This is a genomic window from Idiomarina sp. PL1-037, assembly GCF_034422975.1.
Taxonomy (GTDB): domain Bacteria; phylum Pseudomonadota; class Gammaproteobacteria; order Enterobacterales; family Alteromonadaceae; genus Idiomarina.
In genome coordinates, this window is the sequence record NZ_CP139873.1 from 2,664,567 (window position 1) to 2,683,721 (window position 19,155).

The 19,155-nt window shown below is 47.1% G+C and carries 19 protein-coding genes; 5 read left to right on the forward strand and 14 right to left on the reverse strand.

Features of this window, described 5'->3' with window-relative positions:
- Positions 1–97: 97 nt before the first annotated feature.
- The gene (locus U0358_RS12540) at positions 98–1,774 is read right to left on the reverse strand and encodes a cyanophycinase (protein ID WP_322406486.1); all 1,677 of its coding nucleotides are present in this window, start codon (positions 1,772–1,774) and stop codon (positions 98–100) included.
- Between the two features lie 298 nt (positions 1,775–2,072).
- Between U0358_RS12540 and U0358_RS12545 the strand changes: the two genes are divergently transcribed.
- Complete coding sequence (locus U0358_RS12545) at positions 2,073–3,413, forward strand: transporter substrate-binding domain-containing protein (RefSeq protein ID WP_322406487.1); 1,341 nt, start codon at positions 2,073–2,075, stop codon at positions 3,411–3,413.
- On the opposite strand, the gene trmL is transcribed toward U0358_RS12545, so the two are convergent.
- Positions 3,397–3,861 carry a tRNA (uridine(34)/cytosine(34)/5-carboxymethylaminomethyluridine(34)-2'-O)-methyltransferase TrmL gene (trmL, locus tag U0358_RS12550; RefSeq protein WP_322406488.1) on the reverse strand — a complete coding sequence of 155 codons (465 nt, stop codon included), beginning with the start codon at positions 3,859–3,861 and terminating at the stop codon, positions 3,397–3,399. The genes U0358_RS12545 and trmL overlap by 17 nt on opposite strands.
- A 54-nt stretch (positions 3,862–3,915) precedes the next feature.
- Between trmL and U0358_RS12555 the strand changes: the two genes are divergently transcribed.
- Positions 3,916–4,845 (forward strand): cation efflux pump FieF, encoded by a 930-nt coding sequence (locus U0358_RS12555; protein WP_322406489.1) that lies wholly within the window; start codon positions 3,916–3,918, stop codon positions 4,843–4,845.
- Here U0358_RS12555 and U0358_RS12560 read toward each other — a convergent pair.
- The 6 genes from U0358_RS12560 to glnA all read right to left on the reverse strand — a co-directional run bounded on the left by U0358_RS12560 (position 4,835) and on the right by glnA (position 11,901).
- Positions 4,835–5,839 carry an alpha/beta hydrolase gene (locus tag U0358_RS12560; RefSeq protein ID WP_322406490.1) on the reverse strand — a complete coding sequence of 335 codons (1,005 nt, stop codon included), beginning with the start codon at positions 5,837–5,839 and terminating at the stop codon, positions 4,835–4,837. The genes U0358_RS12555 and U0358_RS12560 overlap by 11 nt on opposite strands.
- A complete protein-coding gene (locus U0358_RS12565; protein WP_322406491.1) occupies positions 5,836–7,101 on the reverse strand; it encodes a sensor histidine kinase in 1,266 nt (421 codons plus the stop codon). The genes U0358_RS12560 and U0358_RS12565 overlap by 4 nt, the downstream gene beginning before the upstream one ends.
- A 92-nt stretch (positions 7,102–7,193) precedes the next feature.
- Complete coding sequence (locus tag U0358_RS12570; protein WP_317497677.1) at positions 7,194–7,874, reverse strand: response regulator transcription factor; 681 nt, start codon at positions 7,872–7,874, stop codon at positions 7,194–7,196.
- 75 nt (positions 7,875–7,949) lie between these two features.
- Positions 7,950–9,356, reverse strand: coding sequence for a nitrogen regulation protein NR(I) (gene ntrC / locus U0358_RS12575; protein WP_317497678.1), 1,407 nt, complete (start codon positions 9,354–9,356; stop codon positions 7,950–7,952).
- Positions 9,346–10,419, reverse strand: a complete 1,074-nt coding sequence (gene glnL / locus U0358_RS12580; RefSeq protein WP_317497679.1) for a nitrogen regulation protein NR(II) — start codon at positions 10,417–10,419, stop codon at positions 9,346–9,348. The genes ntrC and glnL overlap by 11 nt, the downstream gene beginning before the upstream one ends.
- A 72-nt stretch (positions 10,420–10,491) precedes the next feature.
- Positions 10,492–11,901 (reverse strand): glutamate--ammonia ligase, encoded by a 1,410-nt coding sequence (glnA, locus tag U0358_RS12585; RefSeq protein WP_317497680.1) that lies wholly within the window; start codon positions 11,899–11,901, stop codon positions 10,492–10,494.
- Between the two features lie 311 nt (positions 11,902–12,212).
- Here glnA and typA point away from each other — a divergent pair, with 311 nt between their 5' ends.
- Positions 12,213–14,054, forward strand: coding sequence for a translational GTPase TypA (typA, locus tag U0358_RS12590; RefSeq protein WP_317497681.1), 1,842 nt, complete (start codon positions 12,213–12,215; stop codon positions 14,052–14,054).
- A gap of 106 nt (positions 14,055–14,160) precedes the next feature.
- On the opposite strand, the gene trhA is transcribed toward typA, so the two are convergent.
- Positions 14,161–14,826: a PAQR family membrane homeostasis protein TrhA gene (gene trhA / locus U0358_RS12595; RefSeq protein WP_322406492.1), complete on the reverse strand. Its 666-nt coding sequence runs from the start codon at positions 14,824–14,826 to the stop codon at positions 14,161–14,163.
- Positions 14,823–15,104 (reverse strand): DUF3081 domain-containing protein, encoded by a 282-nt coding sequence (locus tag U0358_RS12600; RefSeq protein WP_153850151.1) that lies wholly within the window; start codon positions 15,102–15,104, stop codon positions 14,823–14,825. The genes trhA and U0358_RS12600 overlap by 4 nt, the downstream gene beginning before the upstream one ends.
- A gap of 179 nt (positions 15,105–15,283) precedes the next feature.
- On the opposite strand from U0358_RS12600, the gene U0358_RS12605 reads away from it, so the two are divergent.
- Positions 15,284–15,898, forward strand: coding sequence for a TetR family transcriptional regulator (locus U0358_RS12605; protein WP_322406493.1), 615 nt, complete (start codon positions 15,284–15,286; stop codon positions 15,896–15,898).
- A gap of 97 nt (positions 15,899–15,995) precedes the next feature.
- On the opposite strand, the gene U0358_RS12610 is transcribed toward U0358_RS12605, so the two are convergent.
- From U0358_RS12610 to U0358_RS12625, 4 genes are all read right to left on the reverse strand, one after another.
- On the reverse strand, positions 15,996–16,511 hold the full coding sequence (locus U0358_RS12610) for an NADPH-dependent FMN reductase (RefSeq protein WP_317497684.1): 516 nt from the start codon (positions 16,509–16,511) through the stop codon (positions 15,996–15,998).
- Positions 16,512–16,526: 15 nt separating this feature from the next.
- Positions 16,527–17,174 (reverse strand): DUF2959 domain-containing protein, encoded by a 648-nt coding sequence (locus U0358_RS12615; RefSeq protein ID WP_322406494.1) that lies wholly within the window; start codon positions 17,172–17,174, stop codon positions 16,527–16,529.
- Positions 17,171–17,410 carry a YqaE/Pmp3 family membrane protein gene (locus U0358_RS12620; protein ID WP_317497686.1) on the reverse strand — a complete coding sequence of 80 codons (240 nt, stop codon included), beginning with the start codon at positions 17,408–17,410 and terminating at the stop codon, positions 17,171–17,173. The genes U0358_RS12615 and U0358_RS12620 overlap by 4 nt, the downstream gene beginning before the upstream one ends.
- Before the next feature lie 69 nt (positions 17,411–17,479).
- Complete coding sequence (locus tag U0358_RS12625) at positions 17,480–18,202, reverse strand: SDR family NAD(P)-dependent oxidoreductase (protein WP_322406495.1); 723 nt, start codon at positions 18,200–18,202, stop codon at positions 17,480–17,482.
- A gap of 69 nt (positions 18,203–18,271) precedes the next feature.
- Here U0358_RS12625 and U0358_RS12630 point away from each other — a divergent pair, with 69 nt between their 5' ends.
- Positions 18,272–19,126, forward strand: a complete 855-nt coding sequence (locus U0358_RS12630) for a virulence factor BrkB family protein (RefSeq protein ID WP_322406496.1) — start codon at positions 18,272–18,274, stop codon at positions 19,124–19,126.
- Positions 19,127–19,155 lie beyond the last annotated feature (29 nt).

The following is a 19,155-nucleotide window of genomic DNA, read 5'->3' on the forward strand; positions in this document are numbered from 1 at the left end:
CTTATGGCGCTGCACAAGCCCTACAGGGATGTCTTCACGGGCGTCCTCCAAAAGACCCCTTGTAACCTCAGCACTCGTTTTCCCGATTCTCCAGCTGTTACAGCTGCTCCTGTGGTTGCCAGGCAATACCAATGCTGCCGTTTACAATCTGACACTCACCACCTGAAGACTGCACCCGACTGGACTCCCCACGCTGTGCAATTAGGCGAAAGTCTTTATTTAGCACGCTAACCTGCTTACGCTCGCCACACAAAATACGCATGGAATCGATTAACCCACGGTCGCCGAGAAAGTTCGTAGTAGGCTCTTCCTGAACCACATCATCACCTTCTGCAAATTCGGCGGTTTGTAATCCATAAGGTGAAATAACACCAGATGCTCCGGCAACCAGATAATGAAACGTAGCAGCTACGGCATTATCGGTTCCTTGTGCATCTTCCACAAAGAAAGCACCGCGCTCACCAATAATATCAAAGCCGCCAGTTTCAAGGTTCACTTCCATAGCAGTGTTTTCATCGATACCAATAGACAAGGGCGTTGAGCTTGAAGCCGCTAAACGCATTAAACGACCCTGTCGGCCCCGCTCAGAAAAATGTGTATCTAAGGTCGCGTAATGGAACAAGCTCAGCCCCCCTAATGGGTGGTAAGTCAGGCTATCCGGTCCAACATTAGGCGGACAAGTAGTGTCTAGATCACACCCAAATGCGGGTGGATCAGAGGCGATAGCGCCTTCTTTTATAGCCTGAGCAGTTGTACCGTTGGAGATCATTGGCTTAGAGGTCATGACCGCCGTACCTGCGCTGGTTCCGCCAACAACCACTTCTTTTTGTTGAACAGCGGCAATAATCGTTTTCAGCACATCGCCGGGCTGATTATTCGCTTTCAAAAAAGTCGAACGGGTTAAGTTCTGGTCGCCGCCATTAAAAAATAGCCCATCGGCGTCTGCTATCATTTCTGCAGCTGTATCAGAGTCTTTGCAAAATGCGACCTGTTCTTTATAACGTTCTCTGTGCACGCGATCACGTTCATAAGCACCTAATTGCTTTTGCTGAATTTTTGCCAGCTCATCGCAGCGGCCTTCACGTTGAGCTTTCACCAATGCCGAGTCTAAAGGCAGCCACTTTGCTTCAGCTCCCAACTGCTCAAATACACTGCTGTAAAAGTCGATAGCATCATAAGGGTTACGTGATGCAGAGGTCAGGAAATAAATGGTCGGTTTTTGATCATCTTCGGCAACAGAGCGAGCCATTTCAACGAAGCGCTCAAAAATCGCTTTCGATTCACCTTTGAGGTTTTCATCCAAATTAACGACTTCGCGTGCAGAATCCGGAACCGGTAGCTCAATTAAATCAATAATCCGATTCCACTCTGCATCTGACAACGAGTTATAAAGCTGCTGCGTTGCCCTGCGGGTAAACTCACGCAAAAAAACGCGTTCAGGAACAATATCCTCTTTTAAACGCTCGTGAATTAATTCCAGTGCGTCAGCGACTTTTTTGCGAGTTTCTTCACGGTAAGTAGGCCAAACCGATTCTGCCGTTGCCTTCGAACGAAACTTTTTCGACAGGTTTAAATATCTGTCGGTACGCATCGTTTCCTTATCTATCCAGTCAACGTCATCACAGTTATCCGACGCGAAACTGGAACAGGCCGTCAGGCCACCACCAGCCAACAATAAATGCCGGTACGTATCATCATCGGCAGCATTTGACGGCGCCGCAAAAGCTGATGACAATGCCGCCAAAGAGAGCAAGGAAAACAACGACTTAACCATAAATAAAACCCCTAGTTACCGACGGCTCTCACCGCTAGAATAGCTTAACTAACAAAATCAACAGGCTGCAACGCTAGAGCGTTAGCGACCTATCTGTCAAATATAGGACAATAGATTAACGCATTTATTATAGACAGACCTAAAATTCTCACAGAATTAACTTATGCGATACGACAGAGTAAAGCCACTGTTAATAAATATAACACTATGAAAACAAATGATTTTCAGATCTCGTGACGCACCTTTGAACACTGCTATACTAACCGCTCTTTTATGAAATAAGATCACACGCGTTGTTATGAAGTCACCGTTACGTTTTTGCTTTCTGTTACTGCTCGCGGGTCTGCTCCCGATGACCAGCCTTGCCTTCTCAGAGCAGAAACTGACCTTCCGTGCCCCCGAAGAAGGCCCCTTTACGCAATATGTAACCGCGGTGCTTGAAGAGGCTTACGGAAAACTCGGTATCGAACTCGAGTACATCGAACTTCCCCGCTTACGAGGTGAGCAGTTAGCCACTGAAGGCACCATAGCCGGGGAACTCGGAAGAACCGCGCTACTGGAAGACAAACGTCGACACCTGCGCCGGGTGCCTTTTCCATTATTTACTTTCGATATTATCGCAGTAGCCGATCGTCGCAACTGTGGTTACTGCCCATTGTCAGAAATGGAAAGTCTGGCCTATGTTAACGGTATGGACTCAATTACCAAATTGGTCGACAACCTGCCTTACGAACCGTCTATTGTCACCCCTATTGATATTGAACAAGTGGTAAAACTACTTGATTCGGGGCGTATTCAAATGGCATTTATGGGGGATTTTCAATTTGAAAATTCAGAGCTGAAAGATAACCCTCATTTAATTACTCATAAGTTATCGACAGAGGTTGGTTTTCATTACCTGAATGAGGGTCATGCGAGACTGATCCCTCAACTGACTTATCACCTGCAAACTATGCACGCCAACGGCCGGATGAAGGAGCTACGCGAGCAGTATGGTGTCACCCTGGAAACACCTGTAAAGCCCATAAAGCGTCCTGACCAACTAACCGTTGTAGGAGCTCTACATCAGGGATTACTGAATGCCGACGGCACGGGAAAATTATGGAGTTTGGCTAAATCCGTATTTCCGACTTTTACCTCCCGGCTCAATACGGTTGTCAGCAGTTGGCAGCGAAGTATTCAATTACTACAGGAAGGCCGTGCAGATGCGTTAATCGGTGTTCGCCCTGATCAGAAAATAAAAAATATCATTCTGTCTAAATATCATATTGCTTACGACGACAGCATTTTTCTTTTCACTCTTGAAGAGCCGAATGATGGTCCTATTTGTGTATCCGGTCCTCGCTTCATGCAAACCTTAGTGGATACCGACCAACCCTTTTACCGGGCATCGAATTCGCTGGACTGCTTTGCACTGCTGGATATGGAAAGAGTCAGTGCGGTAATAGACTACAAAGACAACCTGCCTGACTGGACCGAAAAACCTTACAAGAAAAAGAAACTGTCGGACCCGCAGCCTTTATTCGTAGCCTTTTCCGATAACAACAGAGGCCGTGCACTTCGTCAGCTGTTTGATAACACACTGTTCGAACAGACAATTGAAAGAAAGGCTAACCCCCAAATTAACGAGCGCCTGTAAAATCATTCTGGCGCCAGGCTTCATAAGCAAAAATTGCCACTGAATTGGAGAGATTAAGGCTTCGGCTGGTATCCGCCATTGGCAACCGCAACCAGTTCTCTTGCGGAAAAGTTTCCAGAACCTCCATTGGCAGCCCGCGGGTTTCGGGGCCAAACAACAAAACATCGCCAGCCTCATAATCCACTGCAGAGTAATTTGTCTTACCTTTGGTTGTGCACGCAAAAATGCGGCTAAACGAGGTATTATTCAAAAAGCTCTGCCAGTCTTTATGAATATTCACAGACGCTAAGTCGTGATAATCAAGACCCGCCCGGCGTACCTTCTTTTCATCCAGTTCAAACCCTAAAGGTTCAATTAAATGCAAAGACATGCCCGTGTTCGCCGCCAGACGAATAACGTTGCCGGTATTAGGGGGAATTTCAGGCTCAAACAGTACAAGGTGCAACATGGTCGTTTTCATCACTTGAGTAAAAGCGGTAGAATAGCAGAATATCTTTTATAAATGTGTACCGGTACTGTGGCAAATCAGAAAAACTACCAACAGAATTATGCGTTTTGGGTAAGGCTGGCAAGTACAGCGTCAGTTATCGTTGCCATAACCTTAATTACCATTAAGCTTTTTGCCTGGTTCCAGACCGAATCCGCCAGTATGCTGGCATCTCTCACCGACTCAATTTTAGACAGCGGCGCTTCTATATTCAGCTTTTTTGCGATTCGCTACGCTTTGCAACCAGCAGATGAAGAGCACCGCTTTGGTCACGGTAAAGCCGAGTCCCTGGCGGCGTTAGCGCAAAGTGCCTTTATTTCCGGTTCCAGCATGCTGCTTATTTTCCACAGCGTTCAACAGTTTATGCAGGGCGGCAGTGTGCCAAAAGTGGGCTATGGTATTGCGGTTTCTGCCATTGCTATTGTTATTACCTTTGTTTTAATTGTTATTCAGCGTATGGCTATTCGCCAGACCAACTCTCAGGCCGTGCAGGCCGATAACCTTCACTATCAGTCGGACATACTGCTGAACTTAGCCGTTATTGTGGCGTTAATTTTAAGTAGCTATGGCTGGCTCTGGGCTGACAGTATTTTTGCTATCGGCATTGCGGTTTACCTCATTATTGGTGCAGTTCGTATTGGCTGGGATGCATTTCAGGCACTGATGGATCGTGAGTTGTCAGAAGAGCTACAACAGCAGATTGGTAATATCACAATGGCAGTCGACGGTGTCAGAGGCTTTCACGGTTTACGCACGCGCGAGGCCGGTCCAGTACGTTTTATTCAGTTGCACATTGAACTGGCCAACGAATTGTCTCTATTACGAGCACACGCCATTGCCGATGATGTTGAAGCACAGCTGATGAAAGCTTTTCCGGGAGCCGATATTATTGTCCATATGGACCCTGAAATTGTTGCCGTGGTGGAAGGTTCACTTAAGCGTTAACAAGTTTTCGGGTTTCTTCAATAAGAGCGTCCAGCACAGGTTGACGGAACTTGTCAGCTTCCATCATAAGTTCGTGCGACGCACCTTTAATGGTCTCAAACCGAAAGTGGTCTCGGGTAACCGCAGCGGCCACTTTCTTTTGTCCAGAAGCGGAAACCACTTTATCACTCCCTGCCTGAAACAGAATAACCGGAATGGTAATGTCATTTGCCTGTTTCTGGGCGTTGATAGCGCCGCTAATGGCCTCATACAGCCAGTTAAACGTCGGCCCACCTAGCTGAACATCCGAAACATTGTCGTAAGCATCCCGAAAAGCCTTATATCGCCGTCGGCTGTGCGTCAGAACGTTATCCTCAAACGGCACCGGCTTATAATCTCCCATGCCGAGGAAGTACCAGGGCTTTGCCAGCCATTTGTTTAGCCAGGCCCCTGTAAAAACTATCCAACGCGCCAGCCAATAAGGAACTATTCCTGTTTCTATGGAAAACATAGGAGCAGAAAGTATCAATTTTTTATAAGGGTGCTGGTAAGTGGCACAGTAAATGGTCGCTATTGTTCCACCCATTGAATGGGAAAATAGCATTTTGGGTACATCGCCAAATTGTGCCATTAACTGGTCAGTAAAATCCGAGAAGTCACGTACAAAGTCATTAAAGTTTTCGACATGTCCCTGATGAGGGTTCGCCGTAAGGCGCCCCGACAAACCCTGCCCCCGATGATCCAGTGCGGCAACGGAAAAACCTTGCTGTGCCAGCTCCCAAAACAGTTCCTGATACTTCAGGGCGGATTCAATTCGCCCCGGAGCAATAACCACTAAGGGGGCGGAATCACTATGTCGGTAATAAGCAAAGTGTAACTTGATACCATCAAATGCAGTAAAGTACTGAGAGGTAACTTGTTGTTCCCAAAAGACTTCGACTTGGGTATTAAAAAACTCAAGCCATTCAGGCGTGTCGTCCGCAGGGCGTTGTTGTGTAGTAGGCGGTTGCTTCATTCTTTCTGTTCAGGCTGACTTTTGGGTAAGTCTAACACGACTTCCAGCCCCCCTTCAGAGTGATTATGAGCTTTTAATTCGCCACCCAGAACAGCCGCCGCGCGATGACTCAGGGCTAAACCAAGACCAACGCCGGCTTTATGATGTCGTGCCGGATCGCCGCGATAAAAAGGCACAAACAGTTTACTTATGGTGCTCTCATCAACTCCCGGGCCATGGTCCCGAATACGTATATGACAGCTTTTGCCGTAATCGTCACAAGAAAGCTCAACGTTATCTTCGGTGTAGTGCAGCGCGTTACGAACAATATTTTCGAGAACCAGCCGCAGCAATTCAGGGTCGGTATCAATAACCGGCCAATTACTACCGTCGCGCAGCAAGCGCTCCCGTACTTGGGGATGCTGATAGCACATATCGTTAATAAGCTGCTGCACCAGTTCACCGCTATCCAGACTTTCATGGTTCAAATCAACCAGCCCATTCTCCAGTCTCGACAGTGAAAGAATACGTTCAATAATTACACTTAATCGTTCAGTGTCTCGACGTAACTGCTGCCAGTTCGGATCTTGTTCATCGGTTTCGGTTAAATCCAAAGCCACCTGCATACGAGCCATAGGTGAGCGCAGCTCGTGTGATACGTCACTGAGTAAGCGCCGTTGCGCATCGCGTGAGGTTGCCAAGTCAATTGCGCCCTGCGATAAAGCCCTGGCCAGTTCGCCAATTTCATCGCCGCGTTTAGGTAAGCGTTTCAGTTCCGGTGTCGCACTGCCGTCAGCCACTTCACGCATTGCTAAAATCATTCGTCGTATAGGGCGAATCAGCCAAATACCCAGCAAGACCGCAAGTAAACCACTGCCGACCAACAAAGTCAGTATGCGCGCACGAGTCGACTCAGCTTCCAGTTGTTCACGATCAACCTGCTCTTCAATGCCTAAGGGCTTAGTCACCAGAATTTTATTGCCGTCCAGCTCGAACGGACCCATTAGCAGGCGTTCATCCAGAGGAATTTGCTGAGGTGAATCCTGACCCAGCATACGCAACAGTGTGGAACCATGACTCACGCGCAGCATCTCGTCCATTAACAGCTTCTCGCTGCCCTGCACCGATAACTGCGCGGCAACTCGGTAGTCACCGGCAATAAGCCGGCCGGGTTGTAATGAGTGAAAGGTTAGGGCATCACTCAATAAAGGCTGTAACGTCTGATAAATCTCCGAGTTCAGTGGTTTAAGTTCAGCTTTGGGTTTATTCCAGACTGCTAACAAATAACCACTGGCCGCCGTGACCGAAAGCAGCGCCCAGAAAATGAAAAGTAATCTCAGAGCAAGCGATCGGTACCACCGCGTACGCCGGTTTTTCATAAGCTTGCAATCAGTCGGTAGCCGCGACCTCTTATGGTTTGAATACGATCAGGTTTTGCCGGGAATTTCTTCCGGATGTTACTAATATGCACATCCAGACTGCGGTCGAAAGGTTCCATTTTCCGTCCAAGTGCCGCAACCGACAGCTGATCCTTACTAACCATTTGCCCGGCCTGCTGCATCAGGCAACGCAAAATATCAAACTCAGTTGGCGTCAATATCAGTTCAGCGTCATCGCATTTCACTTCGGTAGTATCGGGATCCAGCACAATACCGCAAACATTCAGGCTTTCATTCTGCATGGTCGTGTTTGGCGTGCGACGCAGCAGAGCTCTTACACGGGCAATCAGTTCGCGAGGGTTAAAAGGTTTTGGCAGATAATCATCTGCACCAAGCTCCAGCCCCATAACTCTGTCGTCATCGTCACCACGAGCCGTCAACATCAGTACGGCGGTATCACGGTGCTGTTGGCGTAACCGTTGCAAAAGCTGCATACCATCAATACCGGGTAACATTACGTCCAGCAAAATAAGTTCGTAGTCACCGTTAAGTGCTTTATCAAGACCAGTGACACCATCTTCAGCGACACTTAAATCCACAGATTCACGTTTAAACAGTTCTGTCAGCATGACAGACATTTCAGTATCATCGTCAATGAGTAGTACGGAATGTCTCATAACTTGTTGTTCTCTCCAGAAATAAATCCATGATCCAAAATGCCGGGGGTGGATACGACCCTCTTTACATAACTTTTACTTTAACAGAGTTTTCAATTTTCGGGTTAAGGTATTCCTTCCCCAGCCCAGCCATGCGGCTGCTTTTTGTTTATGTCCGGAGAAACGTTTTAACGCAGTCTGTAACGCCACCTGCTCCAGCTTCTGCTGATAACTTTGCAGAACATCCTGCGAGTTTAACGGTTGCAGTTCAAGCTCGGCTTGCAACGAGTGTAACCAGGTAAGTTCACCTTCTGGCTCTGCCGGAGCAGGTTCCGAGGTCACAAGAATGTCTTCAGGCAGATCTTGGGAACTAATTTGTTGCCCGGGCGCCATTACCGTTAACCAACGGCAAGTATTCTCAAGCTGTCGGACATTGCCGGGCCAATTGTACTCCTTAAGTGTGCTAAGCGTTTCATCGAGCAAGGTTTTAGGCGTGACATTTAACTCTTCCGCCGATTTTTTAAGAAAGTGTCTGGCGAGAGTATCAATGTCTTCCGCTCGTTCACGCAGAGGCGGCAGCCGCAGTCGAATAACATTAAGCCGATGATAAAGGTCATCCCGGAATGTGCCCTGGTTAACCAGATGCTCTAACTCCCGGTGAGTCGCAGCAATAACACGCACATCCACTTTTACCGGTTGTAGCGCTCCTACCGGGTAAAACTGTCCTTCGGCCAGAACACGCAGCAGCCGGGTCTGAACCGGTAACGGCATATCACCAATTTCATCCAGAAACAAAGTACCACCGTCGGCTTGCTGAAACCGCCCAACGCGTTTCCGATCGGCTCCGGTAAAGGCACCTCGCTCATGCCCGAACAGTTCCGACTCAATTAAATCGGCCGGTATTGCTGCCATATTAAGCGCAATAAAAGGTTTGCCGGCCCGTGGGCTGTGTTTATGCAGAGCACGCGCGACAACTTCTTTGCCGGTACCAGTTTCTCCGGTAAGCAGCACACTAACACTTGAGCCCGACAAGCGTCCGATAGCACGAAACACGTCCTGCATAGGCGTGGCTTCGCCAATAAGTTCGGGAACTGAATTTGCATCCGCTTCCGCGGGGGCATTTTCACTTTGTCTGGCATGCTGCAGAGCACGGTCAACGGCGGTAATGGCTTCATCAATATCAAAAGGCTTCGCCAGATACTCAAATGCACCGCCCTGAAACGCTTTTACTGTTGTTTCAAGATCAGAATGTGCGGTCATAACAACAACCGGCAGATGCTCCTGAGTCTGATGCAGCCGCTCCAGTACTGCGAGGCCGTTTTCACCCGGCATACGGATATCGGTGAGCACAACAGTTGGTTTATCACTCTTTAATGCGGTGAAAAAGTCCTCACCATTGGCAAAACTGCGCACATGATAACGGCTATCGGCAAAGGCTTTTTCCAGTACCCAGCGAATCGAGTCGTCGTCGTCAATTATCCATAACTGAGCATTAGTGGTCATCCGTCACCTCATTACCATTTTCTGCAGAAAGATAAGGCAGATACACTGAAAACCGGGTTGTCCCGGGACTGGAATCAAAATCGATTTTCCCTTTATGCTGATGCACCAAGTTTTGTGCCAGCGACAAGCCGAGCCCGGTTCCTTCGGCACGGCCGCTTATTAACGGATAAAACAAGGTATCGCGCAGCTCTGCCGGAATACCGGGTCCATTATCGGTCAAAGTAACCACTGCACATTGCCGATAGCGCTGTCCAAACAGAGTCAATTGATGCTCCACCCGGGTTTTGATTGTAATAGTGCCTTCGCCGGACATCGCTTGTGCTGCATTTTGGGCAATGTTCAAAAATACCTGCTCACAAGCTTCCGCAACCACCTGAATACCCGGCAGCGACGGGTCATAATCCCGGACTAAATTCAGCGAATCACCATATTCGTACCCCAAGGTTCTGGCGACTCTCTCCAGTACTTCGTGAATATTGGTTTCCTTCGATTCACCCCTTTTTTCCGGCCCAAGTAACCTGTCGACCAAATACCTTAACCGGTCCGACTGGCTGATGATCAAGTCCGTATACTCTGTCAGGCTCTCGTCCGGCAGTTGCCTCGCCAATAATTGTGCTGCACCGCGTAAGCCCCCCAACGGGTTTTTAATCTCATGCGCCATACCACGCAATAAATGCTGGGTAGCGAATAGCTGATTACGCTGTTGGTCTTCCTGATTTATTCGCCGCAACTGGTCTACTTGTTTTAATTCCAGCAGCAAAGCACGTCCAAATGGTTGCTCCACTGTCTGAATGCTGGTTTCCACCCGAATATTGTGCCCGGAATGCAGCGCGAACTGAGCTTCCGCATTCAATACCGTTTGTTCGTTATTCAGACACTCCATCAGCGTTTCTGACGCCAGCGAACATTGATAAAACGCCGCGGAGAAAGGTTCGCCCAACAGGCGCTTTGCACTGTGATCGAGCAAAGATTCAGCAGACGAATTGACGTAACGGATGGTCAGGCGATCATCGAGGATGAGTATGCCTGTGAGTAGTTGGTTAAGTAGCGCAGTATCGTTCACGAAGGCAGGATAAATTACGCACCAATTTGGTGCAACCGGATAAGGCAAGACACCTTACCCGGCCAGGAACCATTAAACGCTGTAGTACATATCGAATTCTACCGGGTGGGTAGTCTTCTTCAATGTCTCTACTTCGTTGTATTTAAGATCGATGTAAGCATCAATCATGTCGTCATCCATAACGCCACCTTGTTTCAGGAAATCGCGATCTTTGTCCAGCGCATCCAGAGCCATTTCCAGTGAGTGGCAAACAGTTGGGATGTCTTTCGCTTCTTCAGGCGGCAGATTGTATAAATCTTTGTCCATAGCATCGCCAGGGTGGATCTTGTTACGGATACCATCAAGACCAGCCATTAATAAGGCTGTAAAGGCGAGATATGGGTTGGCACTCGGGTCAGGGAAGCGCACTTCAATACGGCGACCTTTCGCGCTGGAAACCAATGGAATACGGATAGAAGCCGAACGGTTACGGGCTGAATAAGCCAGCATGACCGGTGCTTCAAAACCAGGAACCAGACGCTTATACGAGTTAGTAGAGGCGTTTGCAAAAGCGTTAATGGCACGAGCATGCTTAATGATTCCACCAATGTAATACAACGCCGTTTCACTCAAACCCGCGTACTGATCACCGGCAAATAAGTTTTCACCACCCTTGTTCAAAGACATATGCACGTGCATACCAGAGCCGTTATCGCCAACCAGAGGCTTCGGCATAAAGGTTGCGGTCATGCCGTAAGAGTGTGCAACGTTGTGCACGACATACTTATAAACTTGCATTTCATCTGCTTTTTTAGTCAGGCTGTTGAAGCGAGTAGCCACTTCGTTCTGACCTGCTGTTGCGACTTCGTGGTGATGGGCTTCAACAACCATACCCATATCTTCCATTACTAAGCTCATGGTGCCACGAATGTCGTGCGCTGAGTCTACCGGAGGTACCGGGAAGTAACCGCCTTTTACACCAGGTCGGTGAGCCATGTTGCCTTCTGAATATTCACGACCAGAGTTCCACTTGGCTTCTTCTGCGTCAATCTTATAGAACGAGCCACTCATATCAGTATGGAAGCGCACGTCGTTGAACAGGAAGAACTCAGGCTCCGGACCGAAGTAAGCGTCATCTGCAATACCTGATGAACGCAGGAAGTCTTCCGCACGTTTCGCGATTGAGCGAGGGTCACGGCTATAACCTTGCATGGTTTCGGGCTCAAGAATGTCACAACGGACATTCAGGGTAATTTCATCAGTAAATGGGTCCAGAACAGCAGACTCATTATCTGGCATCAGTACCATGTCTGATTCGTTAATGCCTTTCCAGCCGGAAATAGATGAACCATCGAACATTTTACCTTCTTCAAAGAAGTCTTCATCGATTTGCGACACCGGAATAGTGACGTGTTGCTCTTTACCTTTAGTATCAGTAAAGCGTAAATCGACGAATTTAACGTCGTGTTCTTTGATGGTATCGAAAATCTTATTAGCTGACATGTTGTCCTCCGTAGACAGCGTCTAAAAATACAGCTTGAGTATAGCAAAGCCTGTGCCAACTGACTTTTTTGTTTATATTCATAAAGTTAGTTTATTTAACACGATGACGCCTAAACTAATACGCACCAGTATAGCGCATAACGCACAAATTTGGTGCAAAAGTGAGGATTTGAGATAACGTCATAAAAATATAACGAACAAAAAACAATCAGCCCTTTCTTAATCCAACTCAAAAAGGTAGAATACGCCGCTATTTTTCATAAAACCCCCTGCCCGGGGTTCCATTCCCGGACAACTACAGGCAGTTCTTAATGACAATTCAGGTATTTGATATAGAAAAACTACGCAACATCGCGATCATCGCCCACGTTGACCATGGTAAAACCACGCTAGTCGACAAATTGTTGCAACAATCTGGCACTTTAGAAAGCCGTGGCGAAATAGAAGACCGTATTATGGATTCCAACGATCTTGAGAAAGAGCGTGGCATCACTATTCTTGCCAAAAACACAGCGGTTAACTGGCAGGATTACCGCATCAACATTCTGGATACACCAGGACACGCCGATTTCGGTGGTGAAGTTGAGCGCGTACTTTCTATGGCAGACTCGGTATTGTTGGTGGTTGATGCTGTTGACGGCCCTATGCCCCAGACTCGATTTGTCACGCAGAAAGCTTTCTCTCACGGTTTGAATCCAATTGTTGTTATTAACAAAATTGACCGTCCAGGTGCTCGTCCGGACTGGGTTATGGACCAAGTATTTGACTTGTTTGACAACCTGGGCGCTACAGATGAGCAACTAGACTTCCCCGTGGTTTACGCATCAGCACTTAATGGCTGGGCATCCCTGGATATAGATGAGCAAGATGGTGACATGACACCATTGTTCGAGACCATCGTTGACAAAGTAAGCCATCCAGATGCTGATCCTGATAGCGACCTGCAAATGCAGGTGTCACAACTGGATTACTCAAGTTACTTGGGCGTTATCGGTATCGGCCGCGTTACCCGTGGTAGTGTTAAAGTTAACCAGCCAGTCACTATTGTTGGTGCTGACGGCAAAGAACGCAGCGGCAAAATTGGTAAAGTCTTTAGCTACTTAGGTCTGGATCGCATTGAAGCCGACAAAGCAGCAGCAGGCGACATTTGCGCTATTACGGGTCTGGGCGAACTTAAAATATCTGACACCGTTTGCGCGGTTGGTAAAGCCGAGGCCATGAAGCCATTGACGGTGGACGAACCAACGGTAACTATGACCTTCCAGGTCAACACCTCACCTTTCGCAGGTAAAGAAGGTAAGTTTGTTACCTCTCGTCAGATTCTTGAACGTCTGCAGCAAGAACTGGTTCATAACGTTGCATTACGCGTTGAAGAGACTGACAACCCGGATCGTTTCCGCGTATCAGGCCGTGGTGAGCTTCACTTAGGTGTTCTTATCGAAAACATGCGCCGCGAAGGTTTTGAATTAGCCGTTTCTCGTCCGGAAGTTATCATCAAATACGAAGATGATAAGAAAATGGAACCTTATGAAACTCTGACGGTTGATATTGAAGAGCAGCATCAGGGTGCCGTTATGGAAAAATTAGGCTTGCGTAAAGCCGAAATGACCAACATGACGCCTGACGGCAAAGGTCGCGTCCGCGTTGACTTTGAAGTACCAAGCCGTGGTTTGATTGGTTTCCAGACAGAGTTTATGACACTGACTTCAGGTACAGGCCTGATGTACCACACTTTTGACCACTACGGTCCGCACAAAGGCGGTACTATTGGTCAACGTGTTAACGGTGTACTGATTTCTAATGCCCAGGGTAAAGCTCTGACTTATTCACTGTTTAACCTGCAGGAACGCGGTAAATTATTTGCATCGCACGGCGATGAAGTTTACGAGGGCCAGATCATCGGTATTCATAACCGTTCAAACGACCTGACAGTAAACTGTCTGAAAGGTAAGCAGCTAACCAACGTTCGTGCATCAGGTACTGATGAAGCGCAGACGCTGAGTACGCCAATTCGTTTAACACTGGAGCAGGCGCTTGAGTTTATCAACGATGATGAGCTGGTCGAAGTGACACCAGAGTCTATTCGTATTCGTAAACGCGCACTGACAGAGAATGATCGTAAACGTTTAGGTCGTGAGCCGAAAAACGGTTAATAGACGACTCAGTCTGTAATCAAAAAAGCCCGCTAGAAATGAGTCCAACTTTATGGGGTCACTTCAAAATTAGCGGGCTTTTTTATGTCTGTAATTCAGCTAAAAGTTAACCGACGCTAAGCAATTCCGGTTGCGGCAGCACAAAATAGAAAATTGAAAAGAAATGGAAAACACTGCCAGCCAACACGAATAAATGCCAGATAGCATGATGATAAGGCAACGACTTCCACACATAAAAAATAACGCCTAACGTATAAGCCAAACCCCCGGCTACCAGCAACATCAAACCGCCACTATCAACGTTATCAAGCATCGGTTTAATGGCAATTAACGCCATCCAGCCCATTCCCAGATATAAGCTGAGCGATAACCACTTAATTCGCCTTTTCATACCGAGCTCAAGAATCACGCCCAGCAAAGCAATGCCCCAGGCCACACCCAATAGCGTCCAGCCCCATCCGCCTCTCAAGTTAATTAAGGCAAATGGCGTATAGGTACCAGCAATTAGAATGTAAATGGCGGCATGATCAAGCTGTTGGAATACAGCTTTCATTCTTGGCCAGGGGAACGCGTGATAAAGCGTTGAGGCGGTATAAAGCAGAATAAGGCTCGCACCGTAGATGCTTGAAGCAACAACATGCCACGCATCACCATAGGCGGCAGTCCATACCAACATGACAATTAAAGCTGCAATGCTCAAAACAGCACCGACGCCGTGAGTCAACGCATGAGCCACCTCTTCCTTTACGGTGTAAGCTTTATCCAGACTCATCCTCTCTCTAGCCCCGGCGTTTCATACCCTTTGCTGATGTTTTTAAGAGCCCGTATGAATTGATCGTACTGTCTTTCATTGTCATACTTTAGATTGTACGAATTATGGAACTGCAGGGTGAGCGTAACCCCATGCCCTTCCAGAAATACCGTATAACCGTCGTGATCGGTATAAGCTTCTATGCCGTCTAAATAATGGCGACCCTGACGAGCTTCACCATGAGTGTGGATCTTTTCGTACGCATCCAACATCAGTTTGTTATCAAGTTCGTTTTTCATCACACACCTCAACGTTTTTTACTAAATGTATACCCTTATTATTAGGGTCGAATACCCATTCCACAACCGCTTTTCCCTATTTGTTTTAAAATCCTTGTATCAGAATATACATACATAGGTGCATGATTACGGAAAAACCGTTATAATAATGAACGGATGTTAAGAAATAGGAGCCCAAAATGGTTCGACGCACAAAAGAAGACGCAATGGAGACCCGCGCCAAGTTGTTAGATGCTGCTGAAGCTTTATTCAGTGAAAAAGGTGTGACTCAAACGTCGATGATGCAAGTGGCGGAGAAAGCTGGCGTTACTCGCGGTGCAATTTACCATCATTTTGAAAATAAAATGGACTTAATTGAGTCTCTTATGGGGCGCATTAAGTTGCCATTTGATGAAATGCGGGAACAAGTTGCTGAAGGCTCCGAATTTGATCCATTAATTGAAGTCAAAGAACGCTCTAAAGAGTTTATTCGCCGTGTGCAGGACGACGATCAGGTCCGTTCCTTAGCCAGTATTCTTTTACACAAATGTGAATACATTGACGAAGTAAACCCAATTAAATTAAGACATATAAGCGGCCGCAACGAATGTATTTGCGATGTCGAAAAGCTTTTTGAAACTGCGGTAAAAAGGAATGAACTTGCACCGACAGTCCACTCACGCGTGGCGGTTATTGGCTTATTCTCTCTGGTCGACGGCCTTATTTACAACTGGCTACTCGCGCCTGATTACTTTCCTCTGGTTGAGTATGGCAACCAGGCAATCGATAGCTACGTTAATGGATTAAAACGCTAAGGCTCATTACTGTCTCCGCGGCTGCGGCGCCAGCCACTGTATTTACGGTGTACGCCGCGGGTCAAAGACTGAAAAGTATCTTCCAGTAAATCACTAACTAGCCCTCTCCTTGCTCTAAAAATTGTTTCAGAAAACCTTCGTCCATTGCCGCAATGGCCTCATCGCTGGCATTAGGGCAACTTGCGCACAGAGGTGCCGTCCAAGCCTGAACATTGGCAAGAATATCGCGTAAATGACTGACGGCTCGTAAACCACCTAAACCACCGGGAGAGGCCGCAGCCAGCAGCACAGTTTTTCCGGCCCAAGCTTTACTATCAAGTCGGGACACCCAGTCAATCGCATTTTTTATCAGCGGCGACACCGACGAATTGTATTCTGGGCTAACTAACACCACTTTAGATGCGGACTGAATTTTCTCGCCCAGACTTTTCATCGACTCAGGCACACCGTCGGCAGCTTCTAAGTCACCATGGTAAATTGGCGCGTCAAGCGCATCAGCATCAACCAGTTCATGACGAATGCCGTGTTTATCAGCCACTTCGACTAAACGGTGCTTCAATTTGGTATTAAGTGAATCTTTACGGCGGCTGCCACCAATAAATAAAACGGTCATATTATCTCCTGCTCATTAAGATTGAGAGTCTTTCATGGCTTCAATAAAGCGGTTCGATTCAGTTACGGCCGCTTCCATATCTTCTATTAATACGGAAATGTCGCTTTGCAGATTACTGAATTCACCACGAATGGCATCAATCGCCTTGGCGTTCAGGTTATGCTTCAGATAAAGCACGTTATCCTGCATTTTATCCAGAACCGGCTGCATCTTGTCCGCTGCACGCTCCATAACCCTTAACAGTTCAGCATAACGACGCTCGGTTTCCCGCAACTGTCGCTCGCTTTCACGGCGCATGTTGTCGTTACTGTATTCACCCAGCTCTTCGCTCCATTCATCGAATAAGTCATTGGCTACTTCATCAACTTCATCGATACGACTGCGGACTTTTTCAGCTGCATCTTTACTGTCTTCGTAATCGTCGCGTAGCGCATTGTATTGTTCTTCCAACTTACCACCGTCAATATTCAGCATGGAATCCAGACGTTCAAGCGCCGAACGGAACTCCTCCTGCGCATCTGACTGGGAGTCACGAGCATCATCCACTCTATCGACTAATATATCGCGCTTTTCTACACCAAACTTTTCCATAGTGCCGTAGTAAGCACTTTGGCAAGCCGACAGCGTGATAACCGCAACAACAGCTAATATCCATTTACTCATTTTTCACCTCGCGCGGCTTTAATTAAGCGTTCGTCGCGTTTGTCACGGTGATAGCCATGCACGACAATAATCGCGTGAAGAATAGCGATAATATAAAGAGCGCCCAGAGCACCAAGCGAAACAATAAAAAGCACCACGCCGACAATGGCGATAATTGCATTGAATATCGCCTGAAAGATTTTACCCGTCAGTAAAATTGCGATGGGTGGAAGCAAAATGGCTAAAATATATAACATCGTGTTCTCCTTGCACTTAACATGCCTCTTACCAATTAAGAGACATTCCTTTAAAAAAAGCAAACTAAATCAGTAAGGTAAACGGCTGCCATCCCAGTGCCATAACGCTCCGGTATTTTCCGGTTTTAAGTCTTTTACAACAGCCACAATGCGCTCCGCAGAGAGTTCCGGGGAATACAGTTTGTCGGCAGATATTCGCTCCTGAAAAGGTTCCGACAAGCGGGTATCGGTTGTGCCCGGGTGTATTGCCGCCACCGTCAGGCTTTTATGAGTACGCCTCAACTCTATTGAAGCTGTTTTCAATAGCATATTTAACCCGGCCTTGCTTGAGCGATAGGCATACCAGCCGCCTAAATAGTTATCCTCAATACTGCCGACTTTTGCTGACAACTGTACCCAGAAGCGGGTTTTCTTTCTGTCAAGAATTGGTAGAAAGGCCTTAAGAGCCAGCATGGGTTTCACTGCGTTAACGGAAAATAACTTATTCAAATTGTCTGCCGTTATATCGGTGAGTTTTTTCTCCGGAAACGTTTCTTCGTCATGTAACATGCCTATAGTTGAGATAACGCCACTGAGCTGTTCATCCTTATTTTTAAACTCACGAACCCAGTCACCAAGCGTTTTCTCATCATAGTCTTCTATTTGGCAATACGTTACGTCTGTCGATTCCGATTCCGACACTTCAGCCCGCCGCGACAGCGCGAATATGGTCTCATCGGGATATTGCTTGCTTAATTCCAGTGTGATTGCCCGGCCTAATCCTCCGCCGGCACCTAATACCACCATTGCCATTTGCACTACTCTCTATCATGATAGTTATTACTTTCCTACGTGAATAAAACTGGATTAGCTCAATACACCATGAAGCAAATTGAATGGAAATCGTATTTCAACCACACCTTAGGCTTTCTAAAGTACTTTGGAAAAAGGTTTAACAGCGACAATACCAATATCACCGCAGGCCACCTGACCTACGTCAGCATGCTGTCGTTGGTACCCCTTTTAGTTGTCATGTTCACGGTTTTTTCAGCTTTCCCCATGTTTGAAGAGTTACAGGAAAATCTGGAACAGGCAATATTTGCTAACTTACTCCCCACCTCGGGTGAACAGCTGGAGCAATACCTTAACGAGTTTGTGACCAATGCCTCTAAAATGACAGCCATCGGTGTCGGTTTCCTGTTTATTGTCGCCATTATGCTCATGTCGGCCATTGATAAAGCGCTGAATAATATCTGGCGGGACTCAAGCAAACGCCATTGGTTGGTGTCTTTTGCCGTTTACTGGATGCTGCTGACATTAGGCCCGGTTCTGATAGGCTCAGGACTCGCCGCAACATCTTATTTTATTTCACTCAGTCAGTTCGCCGACGAATACGTATCCGGCGTGCAGAATTTTGTTCTGTGGTTTGTACCAATTGTTACTTCGTTTGTGTTCTTTGTTTTGATGTATCAACTGGTACCAAATCGTCAGGTTAAATTTCGCTATGCGGCCTTTGGAGCGGTTATTGCGGCACTTCTGTTCGAACTAAGTAAGCAGTTATTCTCCCTGTACATTACTTTTTTCCCGACTTATCAGGCTATTTATGGCGCACTGGCAACCATTCCGATTCTTATCGTATGGATATATCTGTCATGGTTAATCGTACTTATTGGTGCCGTTTTAACAGTGAGTTTAGAGGAATACCAGTTACAACAAGCTGAACCGAAGTCTGATTGACCTGTTCAGAGTTTTCACCGACCATAGCC

What these genes read in the sequence shown, in the direction of transcription:
- U0358_RS12540 (WP_322406486.1), bottom strand. Translation starts at nt 1,774, where the DNA reads ATGGTTAAGTCGTTGTTTTCCTTGCTCTCTTTGGCGGCATTGTCATCA.
- U0358_RS12545 (WP_322406487.1), top strand. Translation starts at nt 2,073, where the DNA reads ATGAAGTCACCGTTACGTTTTTGCTTTCTGTTACTGCTCGCGGGTCTG.
- trmL (WP_322406488.1), bottom strand. Translation starts at nt 3,861, where the DNA reads ATGTTGCACCTTGTACTGTTTGAGCCTGAAATTCCCCCTAATACCGGC.
- U0358_RS12555 (WP_322406489.1), top strand. Translation starts at nt 3,916, where the DNA reads ATGTGTACCGGTACTGTGGCAAATCAGAAAAACTACCAACAGAATTAT.
- U0358_RS12560 (WP_322406490.1), bottom strand. Translation starts at nt 5,839, where the DNA reads ATGAAGCAACCGCCTACTACACAACAACGCCCTGCGGACGACACGCCT.
- U0358_RS12570 (WP_317497677.1), bottom strand. Translation starts at nt 7,874, where the DNA reads ATGAGACATTCCGTACTACTCATTGACGATGATACTGAAATGTCTGTC.
- ntrC (WP_317497678.1), bottom strand. Translation starts at nt 9,356, where the DNA reads ATGACCACTAATGCTCAGTTATGGATAATTGACGACGACGACTCGATT.
- glnA (WP_317497680.1), bottom strand. Translation starts at nt 11,901, where the DNA reads ATGTCAGCTAATAAGATTTTCGATACCATCAAAGAACACGACGTTAAA.
- typA (WP_317497681.1), top strand. Translation starts at nt 12,213, where the DNA reads ATGACAATTCAGGTATTTGATATAGAAAAACTACGCAACATCGCGATC.
- trhA (WP_322406492.1), bottom strand. Translation starts at nt 14,826, where the DNA reads ATGAGTCTGGATAAAGCTTACACCGTAAAGGAAGAGGTGGCTCATGCG.
- U0358_RS12600 (WP_153850151.1), bottom strand. Translation starts at nt 15,104, where the DNA reads ATGAAAAACGAACTTGATAACAAACTGATGTTGGATGCGTACGAAAAG.
- U0358_RS12605 (WP_322406493.1), top strand. Translation starts at nt 15,284, where the DNA reads ATGGTTCGACGCACAAAAGAAGACGCAATGGAGACCCGCGCCAAGTTG.
- U0358_RS12610 (WP_317497684.1), bottom strand. Translation starts at nt 16,511, where the DNA reads ATGACCGTTTTATTTATTGGTGGCAGCCGCCGTAAAGATTCACTTAAT.
- U0358_RS12615 (WP_322406494.1), bottom strand. Translation starts at nt 17,174, where the DNA reads ATGAGTAAATGGATATTAGCTGTTGTTGCGGTTATCACGCTGTCGGCT.
- U0358_RS12620 (WP_317497686.1), bottom strand. Translation starts at nt 17,410, where the DNA reads ATGTTATATATTTTAGCCATTTTGCTTCCACCCATCGCAATTTTACTG.
- U0358_RS12625 (WP_322406495.1), bottom strand. Translation starts at nt 18,202, where the DNA reads ATGGCAATGGTGGTATTAGGTGCCGGCGGAGGATTAGGCCGGGCAATC.
- U0358_RS12630 (WP_322406496.1), top strand. Translation starts at nt 18,272, where the DNA reads ATGAAGCAAATTGAATGGAAATCGTATTTCAACCACACCTTAGGCTTT.